The organism is Curvibacter cyanobacteriorum (assembly GCF_028649475.1).
GTDB lineage: Bacteria > Pseudomonadota > Gammaproteobacteria > Burkholderiales > Burkholderiaceae_C > Curvibacter > Curvibacter cyanobacteriorum.
Window position 1 is genome coordinate 492,898 of sequence record NZ_JAQSIP010000001.1, and the last position, 14,795, is coordinate 507,692.

At 67.1% G+C, this 14,795-nt stretch carries 11 protein-coding genes; 4 read left to right on the forward strand and 7 right to left on the reverse strand.

Going from position 1 to position 14,795, the window contains the following annotated elements; all coding sequences use genetic code 11:
• Position 1 precedes the first annotated feature (1 nt).
• The 6 genes from speB to gabT form a co-directional block, all read right to left on the reverse strand.
• Positions 2-961, reverse strand: a complete 960-nt coding sequence (speB, locus tag PSQ40_RS02135) for an agmatinase (RefSeq protein WP_273948385.1) — start codon at positions 959-961, stop codon at positions 2-4.
• A gap of 29 nt (positions 962-990) precedes the next feature.
• On the reverse strand, positions 991-1,812 hold the full coding sequence (locus PSQ40_RS02140; RefSeq protein WP_273948388.1) for an ABC transporter permease: 822 nt from the start codon (positions 1,810-1,812) through the stop codon (positions 991-993).
• A gap of 203 nt (positions 1,813-2,015) precedes the next feature.
• Positions 2,016-3,263 carry an ABC transporter permease gene (locus tag PSQ40_RS02145; protein WP_273948391.1) on the reverse strand — a complete coding sequence of 416 codons (1,248 nt, stop codon included), beginning with the start codon at positions 3,261-3,263 and terminating at the stop codon, positions 2,016-2,018.
• Positions 3,264-3,311: 48 nt separating this feature from the next.
• On the reverse strand, positions 3,312-4,343 hold the full coding sequence (locus PSQ40_RS02150) for an ABC transporter substrate-binding protein (RefSeq protein WP_273948392.1): 1,032 nt from the start codon (positions 4,341-4,343) through the stop codon (positions 3,312-3,314).
• 88 nt (positions 4,344-4,431) lie between these two features.
• Entirely contained in the window at positions 4,432-5,520 is a 1,089-nt protein-coding gene (locus PSQ40_RS02155) for an ABC transporter ATP-binding protein (RefSeq protein WP_273948394.1), read from the reverse strand.
• Between the two features lie 39 nt (positions 5,521-5,559).
• On the reverse strand, positions 5,560-6,855 hold the full coding sequence (gene gabT / locus PSQ40_RS02160; RefSeq protein WP_273948395.1) for a 4-aminobutyrate--2-oxoglutarate transaminase: 1,296 nt from the start codon (positions 6,853-6,855) through the stop codon (positions 5,560-5,562).
• A 171-nt stretch (positions 6,856-7,026) separates the two neighbouring features.
• On the opposite strand from gabT, the gene PSQ40_RS02165 reads away from it, so the two are divergent.
• From PSQ40_RS02165 to PSQ40_RS02180, 4 genes are all read left to right on the forward strand, one after another.
• Positions 7,027-8,445, forward strand: coding sequence for an aminotransferase-like domain-containing protein (locus tag PSQ40_RS02165; protein WP_273948397.1), 1,419 nt, complete (start codon positions 7,027-7,029; stop codon positions 8,443-8,445).
• Between the two features lie 126 nt (positions 8,446-8,571).
• The gene (gene alaS, locus PSQ40_RS02170; protein ID WP_273948398.1) at positions 8,572-11,196 is read left to right on the forward strand and encodes an alanine--tRNA ligase; all 2,625 of its coding nucleotides are present in this window, start codon (positions 8,572-8,574) and stop codon (positions 11,194-11,196) included.
• 208 nt (positions 11,197-11,404) lie between these two features.
• Positions 11,405-12,496 carry an ABC transporter substrate-binding protein gene (locus tag PSQ40_RS02175; protein WP_273948400.1) on the forward strand — a complete coding sequence of 364 codons (1,092 nt, stop codon included), beginning with the start codon at positions 11,405-11,407 and terminating at the stop codon, positions 12,494-12,496.
• An 8-nt stretch (positions 12,497-12,504) separates the two neighbouring features.
• The gene (locus PSQ40_RS02180) at positions 12,505-13,749 is read left to right on the forward strand and encodes a sensor domain-containing diguanylate cyclase (protein WP_273948403.1); all 1,245 of its coding nucleotides are present in this window, start codon (positions 12,505-12,507) and stop codon (positions 13,747-13,749) included.
• A gap of 189 nt (positions 13,750-13,938) precedes the next feature.
• Here the strand turns inward: PSQ40_RS02180 and PSQ40_RS02185 are convergent, their stop codons facing one another.
• The gene (locus PSQ40_RS02185; RefSeq protein ID WP_273948405.1) at positions 13,939-14,709 is read right to left on the reverse strand and encodes a class II aldolase/adducin family protein; all 771 of its coding nucleotides are present in this window, start codon (positions 14,707-14,709) and stop codon (positions 13,939-13,941) included.
• Between the last annotated feature and the right edge of the window lie 86 nt (positions 14,710-14,795).

Genomic DNA, 14,795 nt, shown 5'->3' on the forward strand with positions numbered 1-14,795 from the left:
CTCAGCGGCAGGGCACGCCTGGCAGCACGCACAGCATTTCATACAGCAGGTTGGCCGCCAACAGGGCGGTGTTGCCGCTGCTGTCGTAGGGCGGGCTGACCTCAACGAGGTCGCAGCCTATCACGTTCAGGCCGCGGCAGCCGCGCACGATCTCAAGGCCTTGCGCCACGCTCAAACCGCCGATTTCAGGGGTGCCGGTGCCACCGGCAAAGCTGGGGTCGAGGCCGTCGATGTCGAAGCTGATGTAAACCGGGTGGTCGGGGCCGATGCGCTCGCGCACCTGGGCCATCAGCGGTGTCAATGACTGCCACCAGACCTCGTGGGCCGGCACCACCGTGAAGCCCTGCTGGCGCGGCCAGTCAAAGTCGTCGCTCGCGTAGCCGGTGCCGCGCAGACCGATCTGCCACACCTTGTCGCCCGCCAACAGGCCTTCTTCGACGGCGCGGCGGAAGGGCGTGCCGTGGGCGATGGGCTCGCCGAACATGTGCTCGTTGACGTCGGCATGGGCGTCGACGTGGATCAGCGCCACCGGGCCATGGCGCTGCGCCACGGCGCGCAGGATGGGCAGGGCAATGGTGTGGTCGCCGCCTAGGGTCAGTGGCGTGCAGCCATGGGCCAGCACGTCGCGGTAGTAGGCCTCGATGAGCTCGACCGACTTGCTCAGCGAGTACGGGTTGATCGGCACGTCGCCCAGGTCGGCCACCTGCAGGGCGTCAAATGGCGCGGCACCGGTGGCCATGTTGTAAGGGCGCAGCAGGCAGGACTCGGCGCGGATCTGGCGCGGTCCGAAGCGGGCGCCTGATCGGTTCGAGGTGCCCAGGTCCAGTGGCACGCCAATGAAGGCGGCGTCCAGGCCTTGCGCGGTGCTGGCGACGGGCAGGCGCATCATGCTGGCCAGGCCGCCAAAGCGCGGCATGGTGTTGCCGCCCAGGGGTTGGTTGAGGTCCGATGGGGTGGTCATGGGGAGGGCTGGGGTGGTCTCAGGGCGGCTCAGCGCTTGCGCCCGCGCAGCCATTCGAGGGCCAGCAACAGGCTGGTGGTGAACAGGATCAGCAGCGTGGCCACGGCGGCGATGGTGGGCGAGATGTTCTCGCGGATGCCGGTGAACATCTGACGCGGCAGCGTGGCTTGTTCGGCACCGGCCAGGAACAGGGTCACCACGACTTCGTCAAACGAGGTCGCAAAGGCAAACAGGGCGCCTGAGATCACCCCCGGGGCGATCACCGGCAAGGTGATGCGGAAGAACGTGTTGAACGGGGTCTCCCCCAGGCTCAGTGAGGCGCGCACCAGGTTGTGGTTGAAGCCCGCCAGCGTGGCCAGCACCGTGGTCAGCACAAAGGGCGCACCCAGCGCGGCGTGCACGATGATCAGGCCCAGGTAGCTGTCGGCCAGGCCCAGTGGCGCAAAGTACAGGTAGGCGGCCACGCCGACCACCACGATGGGCACCACCATGGGCGCGATCAGGATGCCCATCAACAAGCCCTTGAACGGGAAGCTGGCGCGCGACAGACCCACCGCCGCCAAGGTGCCCAGCGTGGTGGCAATCAGCGTGGCGGCGGGCGCCACCATGAAGCTGTTGCGCGTGGCGCGGGCCCATTCGGGCGATTCGAACAGGTGGGTGTACCACTTGGTCGACCAGCCCGGGATCGGGTAGGCCAGGAACGAGCTGTCCGAGAACGACAGCGGCACCATCACCAGGATCGGGGCCAGCAGGAACACCAGCACCAACACACAAACGAGGCGCACCAGCCACCAGCCGGCCTTGTCGGCCGCCGTGGCATAGAGGGGGAACACAGGCATTTTGATTGACATCGCGCTTCTTTCAATTGGGGATACGGAGCAGCCGGCCGCCGGGCCGCCCCAAGGCGGGCTGGGCCCCCTTGGGGGGCAGCGAACACACGCAGTAAGTGGGCGTGGGGGGCATGCCAGCCCGCTGCCGGGCCGCCCCAAAGCGGGCTGGGGCCCCCTCGGGGGGCAGCGAACACACGCAGTGAGTGAGCGTGGGGGTCATACTTTTAGCCCAGACTGAGTTCTGCTTTGCCGATGCGGCGGTACACGCCGTAGAGCAGCAGCGTGGCGGCCAGCAGCAGAGCGCCCAGTGCGCAGGCCATGCCCCAGTTCACTTCCACGTTGGTGTAGCGGGCGATGTAGTAGCTCAGCATCTGGTCGTCTGCACCGCCGAGCAGGGCCGGGGTCACGTAGTAGCCAATCGACAGGATGAAGACCAGCAGGGCGCCGGCGCCGATGCCGGGGTAGGTTTGCGGCACGTAGACGCGGAAGAAGGCGGCCAGCGGCGAGCTGCCCAGCGACACGGCGGCCCGCAGGTAGGTGGGGGGCACGCTCTTCATCACGCTGTACAGCGGCAGGATCATGAAGGGCAGCAGGATGTGCACCATGGCGATCACCACACCGGTGCGGTTGAACAGCAGGGGCAGCGGTTCGCTGACCAGGCCCAGGCCCATCAGGCCGCGGTTGACCAGGCCCTCGGACTGCAGCAGCACGATCCAGGCGGCCACGCGGACCAGGATCGAGGTCCAGAACGGCACCAGCACGACGATCATCAGCACATTGGCGCGGCGCTCGGGCAAGGAGGCCAGCCACCAGGCCAGCGGGTAGGCCAGCAGCAGGCAGATCACCGTCACCACCAGGCTGATGTGAAACGTGCGCAGCAGGATGGCGCCAAAGGCGCGCTGGTCTTCGGGCATGCGCTCGACCTGGCCCTGCGCGTCGCGCTTGAGGTCGACCGAGGCCAGCAGGTAGTCGGGCGTCCAGCGCGAACCGTTCTTGGCAATCGCCTGCCAGAAGCTGGGCTGGCCCCAGCGGGCGTCGGCCTGCAGCAGGCGCTCGCGCACCTCGTCGGGGCTGCCCGCCATGGGCAGCGAGCGGTAAGCGCCCATCACCAGCGAGCGGGCGCCGGGCACTTCGGAATTGAGGCGCCGCGCCAGTTGACCGGCGTCGGCGCTGTCGGGCAGGTGGGCCAGGTCGCGCATCAGCGCGGCGTAGGCCGAGGCGCCCGGGGCCTCGCGCCCGTCCCAGCCGTCCAGGGCGCGGACGGTCTGGGGCAGGGCATTGGCGACTTCCGGGTTTTCCACCGCGCGCTGCAGCAGCGCCACGATGGGGACCAGCAGGGTCAGGAGCAAGAACACCAGCAAGGGCAGGGTCAGCCCGAACGCCCGCCATTGGCGGCGCGACTCTGCGCGGGAGAGGGCGCGGCGCAGGGCGCCGGGCTCAGCGCCATCGAGGGCGGGAAGGGTGTCTGCCATGGGGTCGGGGCTCCGTCGTCTACTCAGGGTCGGTCAGGGGGCGGGGGCTTACTGGGTGGCCCAGGCAGCGAATCGCTTCTCCAGCGCTTCGCCTTGGTCGGCCCAGAAGCTGACGTTGAACTGCAGCGCTTCCTTGGCGTTGCTGGCCGAGGTCGGCAGGTCGTCCAGCACCTTCTTGTCGAGCTTGGCGAGGGCCTTGGTGTTGGTCGGGCCATAGGCGATGTTTTGCGCGTACACGGCCTGGTTGTTGGCCTGGGTGCCGAAGGCCAGGAACTTCATGGCCAGGTCCTTGTTCGGGGCGCCCTTCGGGATGACCCAGTAGTCCAGGTCGTAGATGCCGCCCGGCCAGTAGATCTTCAGGTTGCGGCCTTCGCGGTTGGCGGCGTCGATGCGGCCGTTGTAGACCGTGCTCAGCACCACGTCGCCGGCGACCAGGAACTGCGGCGCCTGGGCACCGGCTTCCCACCACTGGATGTTGGGCTTGAGGTCGGTCAGCTTCTTGAACGCGCGGTCGGCGCCTTCCTTGGTGGCCAGCACCTTGTAGACGTCGGCGGGCTTGACGCCGTCGGCGATCAGCGCGAACTCGAGGTTGTAGCGGGCGCCCTTGCGCATGCCGCGCTTGCCCGGGATCTTCTTGGTGTCAAAGAAGTCGGCCCAGCTGCTCGGGGCGGTCTTGAGCTTGTCGCCGTTGTAGGCCATGACGGTGGACCACACGAACACGCCGACACCGCACTCGGTCACCGCGGCGGGCAGGAAGTCGGCCTTGTCGCCGATCTTGCTGTAGTCAAGCTTCTCGAACAGGCCTTCATCGCAGCCGCGCACTGCATCGGGCGACTCGACTTCCACCACGTCCCAGGTGACCTTCTTGGTCTCCACCATGGCCTTGATCTTGGCTTGCTCGCCGTTGTACTCGACGGCCACCACCTTGGTGCCGGTCTTTTCGAAGGGCTCGTAATAGGCCTTCTTCTGGGCGTTGGCGTTGGCACCGCCGAAGTTGACGATGGTCAGTTGCTGCTGCGCAAAGCTGGGCAGCGCCACGCAGGCGGCCAGGGCGGCACAGGTGATCAGGCTCTTTTTCATGGCACGGGTTCCTTGAGGTTGGGGGAAAGAAAATCGACGAACAGAAAGGGTTGAACGCAGGCCGGGGGCCGCGCTGGGGGGCGCCGGCTCAGACGGCATACAAACGGGTGGAGGGCGCTTCGAACACCAGACGCACCGCCTCGCCCGCCTGCGGGTGGGGGTTGCTGTCGGCGCGGGTCAGCGGCACCTTGACGGTGGCTTCGGCCTGGCCGGCGCCCAGCGCGCACAACAGGCGCAGGTGGTCGCCGTAGTAGATGGCGCGGGCCACCCGGGCGTCCAGCGCGTTGGCCGGAGCGGGACCGCCCACCGGCTGCAAGGCAATGCGCTCGGGTCGCACACAGGCCTCGACCGCGGCCCCTGCCGCAGCGCGGTTGACGTTGACGCCTTGCAGGCATTGGCCGTCGGGCAGGCGCAGGGTGTTCTGGCCTTCCAGCGTGCCCTTGAGCACCGTGCTGTCACCCACAAAGCCCGCCACGAAGCGGTTGGCCGGGGTTTCGTACAAGGCTTCGGGCGAGGCCAGGTGCTGGATCACGCCTTCGTTGAAGACGGCCACGCGGTCGCTCATGGTCAGCGCTTCGCCCTGGTCGTGGGTCACGTAGACAAAGGTCACCCCCAGTTGGCGGTGCAGCTCCTTCAGCTCGATCTGCATGTGCTCGCGCAACTGCTTGTCCAGCGCGCCCAGCGGTTCGTCCATCAGCACCAGCTGCGGCTCGAACACCAGGGCCCGGGCCAAGGCCACACGCTGCTGCTGACCACCCGACAGGCGGGTCGGCAGGCGGTCAGCCATGCCCCCCAGGCGCACCATGTCCAGGGCCTTGGCGACGCGGCGGGCCTGTTCGTCCTTGGGCACCTTGCGCACCGTCAGCGGGTAAGCCACGTTCTGCCCCACGGTGAGGTGGGGAAACAGCGCGTAGTTCTGAAACACCATGCCGAAGTTGCGCTTGTGCGGCGGTGTGCCGGTGATCTGGCGTCCGTCGAGCAGGATGTCGCCCGCGGTGGGCGACTCGAACCCGGCCAGCATCATCAGCGTGGTGGTCTTGCCCGACCCGGACGGGCCCAGCAGGCTGAGAAACTCGCCGCGCTGGATGTCCAGGTTCAGATCGCGCACCACCAGCTGTTCGCCGTCGTAGGTTTTTTGCACGCCAGTGAAGCGCACCAAGGGTTCTGCGTGAGACATGTTGTTCTGGGTTGGCGGGGGGGGAAGGGCGGTGGCAGCTCAGCGCACGGCGGCGAAGCTGTCGGCCAGGATGGCCAGGCCTTCGTCAAGAAGGGCGTCGGAAGCGGTCAGGGGCACCAGGATGCGGATCACGTTGCCGTAGGTGCCGCAAGACAGCAGCACCAGGCCCCTTTGGGCGGCTTCGGTCACCACGCGCTTGGTCAGCGCGGCGTCCGGGCGCAGGCCTTCGCCACTTTCTTCAAACAGCTCGATGGCCACCATCGCACCCAAGCCGCGCACATCGCCAATGGCGGGAACCTTGGTGGCCAGGGCTTGCAAGCTTTGGACCAGGTGTTGCCCCACGGCCCGGCTGCGGGCCAGCAGCTGTTCTGCTTCAAACACCTTCAGCACGGCCAGGGCGGCGGCGCAGGCCACCGGGCTGCCGGCGTAGGTGCCACCCAGACCACCGGCAGCGGGGGCATCAATGACGTCTGCGCGACCGACCACGCCCGACAGCGGGAAGCCGCCGGCCATCGACTTGGCGGTGGTGATCAGGTCGGGGGCCACGGGCCACTGCTCGCAGGCAAACCAGGTGCCGGTGCGGCCCGCACCGGTTTGCACCTCGTCGGCGATGAGCAAGATGCCGTAGCGGTCGGCCAGCGCTTTGAGGCCGCTGATGAACTCGGCCGGGGCCACATAGAACCCACCTTCGCCTTGCACCGGTTCGACAATGAAGGCCGCCACGCGCTCGGGCTCGATGTCGTTCTTGAAGATCAGCTCGACCGAGTGCAGGGCGTCGGCCACGCTGACCCCGTGCAACGCGTTTGGGAACAGCGCGTGGTAGACCTCGCCCGGGAAGGGGCCAAAGCCGATCTTGTACGGCGCGACCTTGCCGGTCAGGCCCAGGGTCAGGTTGGTGCGGCCGTGGTAGCCGCCCGTGAAGGCAATCACGCCGGGGCGCTTGGTGTGGGCGCGGGCGATCTTGATGGCGTTTTCCACCGCTTCAGCGCCGGTGGTCAGCAGCAGGCTCTTTTTGGCGAAGGCGCCCGGGGCCAGCGTGTTGAGGCGTTCGCAGACCTCGACGTAGGGCTCGTAAGCCACGACCTGGAAGCAGGTGTGGGTGTACAGGTCGAGCTGGGCCTTGACGGCTTCGATGATCTGCGGGTGCACATGGCCGGTGTTGAGCACGGCGATGCCACCGGCAAAGTCAATGAAGCGGCGACCTTCGACGTCCCAGAACTCGGCATTCGAGGCCTTCTGGATGAAGAGTTCGTGCGACTGACCGACCCCGCGGGCGACCGCAGCCTGGCGGCGGGCGAAGAGGGCGGCGTTGGTGAAATGGCGTTCGTTTTGCATGGTGTGACCCGGGCGTTGAAGGAATGGGTGGACTTTAGAAACTGCCCGCCTTGCCGTCCATGTACACACCCACGCTGATTTCTGAACACTGTGCAGGTCTAAAATCCTGTACAGGGTTTCCCTGATTTGGTGCATCTGGCGCCATCTCACCTCGTTCTTTTCTCTTCTTTGATGCTCACACTCAGCCCTGAACTTCAGACTCCTTTGGTCAGCCAGATCGTGGACGGCTTGCGGGGCCTGATCGCCGGTCAGGTGCTCAAGCCGGGCAGCAAACTGCCCTCGATCCGCGCCTTCGCTGCGGCGCATGGGGTCAGTGTCTTCACGGTGGTCGAGGCCTACGATCGCCTGGTGGCGCAGGGCTGGCTGGTGTCGCGGGCCAACGCGGGCTTTTTCGTCAAGCGCCGCGACGAAGGGGGGCCGGTGGCGGGGACTGCGCTGGTGGCGCGCGAGGCGCCCCGTTTTGATGCACGCTGGTACCTCAAGCAGATTTTTGAGAACCGCAACCTGCCGCTCAAGCCCGGTTGTGGCTGGTTGCCGCACGATTGGTTGTTTGGCGATGCGGTGCGGCGCAGCATGCGTCAGCTCTCCAACGAGGGCCCCGAGCTCGATGGTTACGGCCTGCCGTCGGGCCACATGGCGCTGCGCATGATGATTGCCGAGTCGCTGGCCGAGCACCAGATCGCGGTCGAGGCCGAGCAGGTGCTGCTGACCCACGGCTCCAGCCAGGCGCTGGACCTGGTGGCCCGGCGACTGCTGAAACCCGGCGACGCGGTGCTGGTTGACGACCCGGGCTACCCGAACCTGCTGTTCATGCTGCACTTTGTCGGCGCACGCCCGATCGGGGTGCCGCGCACGCCCACGGGCTACGACCTGGTGGCGCTCGAGGCGTTGATCTTGGCGTACCGACCCAAGGCCTTCTTCACCCAGCCGCGGCTGCAGAGCCCGACCTGCTCGCAGGCCTCGGCGGCGCACCTGCACCGCCTCCTGCAGCTGGCCGAACAGCACGACTTCCTGCTGGTCGAGAACGACCTGTACGCCGACATGGACGCGAGTTCGCGCCCCTCGCTGGCCAGCCTGGACCAGCTGCGCCGGGTGATCTACATCGGCAGCTATTCCAAGACCATCTCGCCCAACCTGCGCGTCGGGTACTTGCTGGCGCGGCCCGACCTGCTGGCCGAGTTGGTGCAGCTCAAGATGATCGCGGGTCTGACCTCATCCGACATCGCCGAGCGCCTGACCTTCGGCGTCATCACCGATGGGCGCTGGCGCAAGCACCTCAAGTCGCTGCGCGACCGCCTGGGCGAGGCGCACCGCCGCGTCGGCCGGCGCCTGGACAGCCTCGGGTTCGAGCTGTTTCATGAGCCCGAGGCGGGCATGTACCTGTGGGCTCGCCACCCCGACCTGCCCGACAGCGCCGAGCTGTCGCGCCTCGGCACCCAGGAGGGCATCATGCTCGGCCCGGGCCAGCTTTTTTTGGTCGAGCCGCGGCCCACGGGCTGGCTGCGTTTCAATGTGGCGTTCAGCGAAGACGAGCGCCTGTGGGCTTTTCTGGCCCAGCGCATCGAGCAAGGCCAGCAGCTCGCCCAGTGAGGCAGCGTCAAATCCTATAATCCGGGGTTTGGCCCGACCGGCCTCAGGCCGGGTGCACAGGGCACGACCGGGGCGGTTGGCGTCCCGAGCCGCCCCTCTCATCCCAGAACGATTCGTTGGCACCTCATGAGCACACCTAACATCACCGTCGCGCAGATCCGCAAGACCTTCCTTGACTTCTTCGCCTCCAAGGGCCACACCGTGGTGGCGTCGAGCTCGCTGGTGCCGGGCAATGACCCGACGCTGATGTTCACCAACTCGGGCATGGTGCAGTTCAAGGACGTGTTCCTGGGCACCGACAAGCGCCCCTACGTGCGCGCCGCGTCGGTGCAGGCCTGCCTGCGTGCGGGTGGCAAGCACAACGACCTCGAGAACGTGGGCTACACCGCGCGCCACCACACCTTCTTTGAAATGCTTGGCAACTGGAGCTTTGGCGACTACTTCAAGCGCGAATCGCTGAAGTGGGCCTGGGAGCTGCTGACCGAGGTCTACAAGTTGCCGGCCGAGAAGCTGTGGGCCACGGTCTACATCGACGACGATGAGGCCTACAACATCTGGACCCAGGAGATCGGTCTGCCGCCCGAGCGCGTGGTGCGCATCGGCGACAACAAGGGCGCCAAGTACGCCTCTGACAACTTCTGGATGATGGCCGACACCGGCCCCTGCGGCCCCTGCTCGGAAATCTTCTACGACCACGGCCCCGAGATCGCTGGCGGCCCCCCGGGCAGCCCCGATGCCGATGGCGACCGCTACATCGAAATCTGGAACAACGTGTTCATGCAGTTCGACATGCAGCCCGACGGTTCGGTCAAGCCGCTGCCCGCGCCCTGCGTGGACACCGGCATGGGCCTGGAGCGCCTGGCCGCCATCCTGCAGCACGTGCACAGCAACTACGAGATCGACATCTTTGATGCCCTGATCAAGGCCGCCGCGCGCGAAACCGGCGTGCAGGACCTGGGCAACAAGAGCCTGCGCGTGATCGCTGACCACATCCGCGCCACCGCCTTCCTGGTCAGCGACGGTGTCATCCCGTCCAACGAGGGCCGCGGCTATGTGCAGCGCCGCATCGTGCGCCGCGCCATCCGCCACGGCTACAAGCTGGGCCAGAAGACCCCGTTCTTCCACAAGCTGGTCAAGGACCTGGTGGCCCTGATGGGCGAGGCCTACCCCAAGCTGCGTGACGACGAACAGCGCATCACCGAGGTGCTGAAGGCCGAGGAGGAGCGCTTCTTCGAGACCCTGGCCAACGGCATGGAAATCCTCGACGCGGCCCTGGCCGATGGCGCCAAGACCCTGCCGGGCGAGGTGGCCTTCAAGCTGCACGACACCTATGGCTTCCCGCTCGACCTGTCGGCCGACGTGTGCCGCGAGCGCGATGTGGCCGTCGATGAAGAAGGTTTCAAGGTCGCCATGGACAAGCAAAAGGCGCAGGCCCGCGCCGCCGGTAAGTTCAAGATGGACCGCGCGCTCGAGTACACCGGCGCCGGCAACACCTTTGTGGGCTACGAGCAGCTCGAAGCCGCGGCCAAGGTCGTGGCCCTTTACGTGGACGGCACGCCGGCCGCCGAGTTGAAGGCCGGCCAGACCGGTGTGGTGGTGCTGGACACCACCCCCTTCTACGCCGAAAGCGGTGGTCAGGTCGGTGACGAAGGCTGGATCCGCACCGCCTCGGCCACCTTCGCCGTGGGCGACACGCTGAAGATCAAGGCCGACGTGTTTGGTCACCATGGCACGCTCGAAGCCGGCGCCCTGAGCGTGGGCGACACCGTGACCGCCGCGGTCAACACCCCGGTGCGCGCCGCCACCATGCGCAACCACTCGGTCACCCACCTGATGCACAAGGCCTTGCGCGAAGTGCTGGGCGACCACGTGCAGCAAAAGGGCTCGCTGGTCAACGCCGACCGCACCCGCTTTGACTTTGCGCACAACGCCCCGGTCACCGACGCCCAGATCCGCGAGATCGAAGCCCGCGTGAACGCCGAGATCCTGGCCAACGCCCCGACCCAGGCGCGCGTCATGGACATCGAGTCGGCCCAGAAGACCGGCGCCATGATGCTGTTCGGCGAGAAGTACGGCGAGACCGTGCGCGTGCTGGACATCGGCTCCAGCCGTGAGCTGTGCGGTGGCACCCACGTGCAACGCACCGGCGACATTGGCCTGTTCAAGGTGGTGGGCGAGGGCGGTGTGGCCGCTGGCGTGCGCCGCATCGAGGCGGTCACGGGCGTCAACGCGCTGGCCTACCTGCAAAACCTGGAAGACACCGTCAACCAGGCTGCGGGCACGCTGAAGGCGCCGACCGCCGAACTGCAAGGCCGCATCACCCAGGTGCTCGAGCAGGTCAAGACGCTGGAGAAGGAAGTCGCTGCGCTCAAGGGCAAGCTGGCTTCGTCGCAAGGCGACGAACTGGTGGGCCAGGCGGTCGAGGTCAAGGGCATCAAGGTGCTGGCCGCGCTGCTGGAGGGCGCCGACGCCAAGACCCTGCGCGACACGCTGGACAAGCTCAAGGACAAGCTCAAGACCGCCGCCATCGTGTTGGCCGCCGTCGACGGTGGCAAGGTGCAACTGGCGGCCGGCGTGACCGCCGACAGCACGGGCAAGGTCAAGGCCGGTGAGCTGGTCAACTTTGTGGCCAGCCAGGTGGGTGGCAAGGGCGGCGGCAAGCCCGACATGGCCATGGCCGGCGGCACCGACCCCTCGGGTCTGGCCAAGGCCCTGGCCTCGGTGCCAGGCTGGGTCGGCGAACGCGCCTGACCGGTCGGGGGCTGCGCCCCCGGCCTCCACTCACCCGGCGGGGTGGGTTTTCCCGTCGCTTCTGCTGGGTTATCCAGCCCTGCGAGCGACGAGCGGGCGTACATAATGGTCCACAAACCTTTGTCGCCCGTGATCAAGCCCCGAACCACCCCCCTGACCCCCTGGAGCCTGAGCGTCGCCAACTGAGGCGCCCAGGCCGCGTGCCCCCATGCTGTACCGATTTGTCCTGATGTTGCTGGCTGGCCTCCTGGCCTGGCCGGCGCAGGCTGTGTCGGTGGCCTTCATCAACCCGGGGCGATCGCAGGAGATTTATTGGGAAGCGGCCTCGGGGGCGATGTTCCAGGCCTCCAAAAGCCTGGGGCTGCAACTCGAGATCCAGTACGCCGAGCGCGATCACCTCCGCGCCCTGGACCTGGTGCGGGCCTTGGTGGCCCGGCCAGCGGCCCAGCGGCCCCAGTACCTGCTCCTGTCCAACGACTACGGCACCGCCCCCGAAATGCTGCGCCTGGTGGAAGGCTCGGGCATGCAGGTGCTGATGGTGTTCAGCGGCATCCACGGTGCCGATCAGCGTCTGGTGGGGCCACCGCGTGACAAGTACCCCTTCTGGTTGGGTTCGCTGGAGCCCGATGCCGAGGACGCCGGCTACCTGACCGCCAAGGCCTTGATCGAGAAAGGGCGACAGGCGGGCCTGACCGGGTCCGACGGCTTGTTGCATGTGCTGGCCCTGGGCGGCGACCGTTCCACCCCCAGTTCGGCGGCCCGCAATTCGGGTCTGCACCGGGCTCTCGCGGAGGCGCCCGATGTGGTGCTGGACCAGATGGTGTACGTCAATTGGCGCCTCGACACCGCGGCCGAGAAAACCCGCTGGTTGATCCGGCGTCACCCTGAGGCCCGCCTGATCTGGGCCGGCAGTGACCAGATCGCCTTTGGCGCCATGAAGGCCTGGCGTGAGCGGGGCGGTGAGCCCGGGCGCGACGCGGTGTTCAGTGGCATCAACACGTCGACCCAGGCCATGCAGAGCATCCAGAGCGGTGAGTTGAGTGTGTTGGCGGGCGGCCATTTCATGACTGGCGCCTGGGGTTTGGTCATGGTGTACGACCACGCCCATGGGCGCGACTTCCGCGATGAGGGCTTGACACTGGTGCGCCCGATGTTCACCTTGTTCAACCCGGAGCGCGCGCGCCGTTTCTTGCAACGGTTTGGGGGCCATGAATTGCCGCTGGATTTCCGGCAGTACAGCAAAGTCCTCAATCCGCGGGTCAAGCGCTACCAATTCGATGTTTCGGTGCTGTTACGCTAGCGGCGCTCATGTTTCAGAATCGAACCCGTTTTCGCTCCATCGCCGCCACCCTGATCCAGCGCATCGTGCTGCTGGCGGGGGCTTGCCTTGCGGCCATGCTGGCCTTGCAGGGGTTTTTGACCTACCGCGAAACCCAGCACCGCATGGACCATGCGCTGGCCGAGATCGCCGAAAACAGCCTCCCGATGCTGTCCATCTCGCTGTGGGACATCGAGCCCGAGGTGGTGCAGCGCCAGGTCAACTGGTTGGCCAGCCTGCCTGAGATCGGCCGCGTGCGGGTGCTGGCCAGCACCGGCCAGACCTTTGAAGCCGGGGCCCTGGCCATTGACTTGCCGGGCCCGGCGCTGCGCTCGCTCGAGATCCAGGCCCCGCAGGGCAGCAAGCCGGTGGGGCGCCTGGAGTTGTGGATCGAGCCTGGCTACCAGGCGGCCCAGGTCGCGCACGACACCCTGGGCATTGTCACGGGCTATGTGCTTTTCACGGGCTTGTTGTGCCTGTTGGTGGGCTGGATGCTGCGGCGCGACCTGCAGCGGCCGATGCAGGAGATCGCCCGTTTTGCCGCCGAACTCAAGCCCCAGGAACTGTCACGCCCCCTCAAGCTTGAGCGCCCGCCGCGCGACCACCAGGATGAGATCGACCTGGTGACCCAGGGCTTCACCCAGTTGCAAAGCGACTTGCGCAGCCACATCGCCAACCTGGATCACCTGGTGGCCGAGCGCACCCAGCAGTTGGAGAAGCTGATCGAGGAGGTGCACCGCCTGTCCATCACCGACGCCCTGACGGGTTGCTTCAACCGCCGCGTGATTGAAGAGCGCCTGCCCGCCGAGATCGAGCGGGCGCGGCGTTATGGCCGGGCCTTGTCGGTGATCTTTGCCGACATTGACCACTTCAAGGCCATCAATGACCAGCTGGGCCATGCGGCGGGTGACGCCGTGCTGCGTGACGTGGGCGCCTTGCTGCTGGGCCAGGTGCGCACGCCGGTGGACTGGGTGGCGAGGTACGGCGGGGAGGAGTTTTTGATCGTGCTGCCCGAGAGTGATCTGGTCCACGCCTCCCAGGCGGCCCACCGCCTGCGCGAGATGATCGAAGCCCAGCCCCTGCATGTGGAGGGGCGCTTGTTGCCCCTGACCGCGAGTTTCGGGGTGGCGCAGTGTGGCCCGGATGAAGGCGTGGCCGACCTGCTGGCGCGGGCCGACGCGATGCTCTACCACGCCAAGTCCGAGGGCCGCAACCGCGTGGAGGTCAGCGGCTGAGGCCGTGATCCGGAGCGCCGGCGCCCCGGAACCCCGTTGCTCCGGCGCGGTCATGCCCGCCAGCGCCTTGAAGCGGTTGCGAAGCCGCCTTCCCACCGCCCAACCCCACGTGGCCCCCAGGCACTGATGCGGGCTGCCCGGTCGTTGATGCTGGGGGGGCCGGTGCAGGGGGGCTTGAGCGCGGGGGCCTCAGTCTTTGTAGCCGGGGTCCAGGCGCTCCAGTTTGCGCAGCAGGGACGGCCAGACGAAGGCGCCGCCAATGCCCCCGGTCTGCACCTTCATGGCGTGCGCCACGCCGTTGAGGATTTGCGGGTCCACCGACACCAGGTCCAGCCCGCCGGCCAGGGCGTCGACCTGGATGCGGCAGGTGTTCTCAAACGTGTACATCGACAGGAAGGCTTCGGCAATGCTGCGGCCCACCGTGAGCAGGCCGTGGTTGCGCAGCACCAGGTAGTTGGCCTTGCCCAGGTCCGCTTGCAGGCGGGCCTTTTCGTCGTCGCGGATCGCCACGCCCTCGTAGTCGTGGTAGGCCAGCGAACTCAGCACAAAGGTGGACTGCTGGCTGATGGGCAGGATGCCGGTTTTTTGCGCGCTGACCGCGATGCCGGCACGCGTGTGGGTGTGCAGCACGCAGCCCGCTTCGGGGCGGGCCTCGTGCACGGCGCTGTGGATCACAAAGCCCGCCGGGTTGACCGGGAACGGGCTGTCGTGCAGCTTGTTGCACTGCATGTCGACCTTGACCAGGCTGGAGGCGGTGATCTCGTCAAACATCAGGCCATACGGGTTGATCAGGAACTGGTGCTCGTCCCCGGCCACCGAAGGCGGCAACTTGGCGCTGATGTGGGTGAAAACCAGATCGCTCCAGCCGTAGGCGGCCACCAGGCGGTAGCAGGCGGCCAGGTCGACCCGGAGCTGCCATTCTTCGGCGCTGACCTGGTTCTTGAGCGAGGGGATGTTCATGGTGTCTGTCTCCAATGGGGGTGGGGCCTGTGGCGGCAGCGCATCTTGCCCCAGGGCGGGCGCGGACCGTGTCAAGGAATTGACAG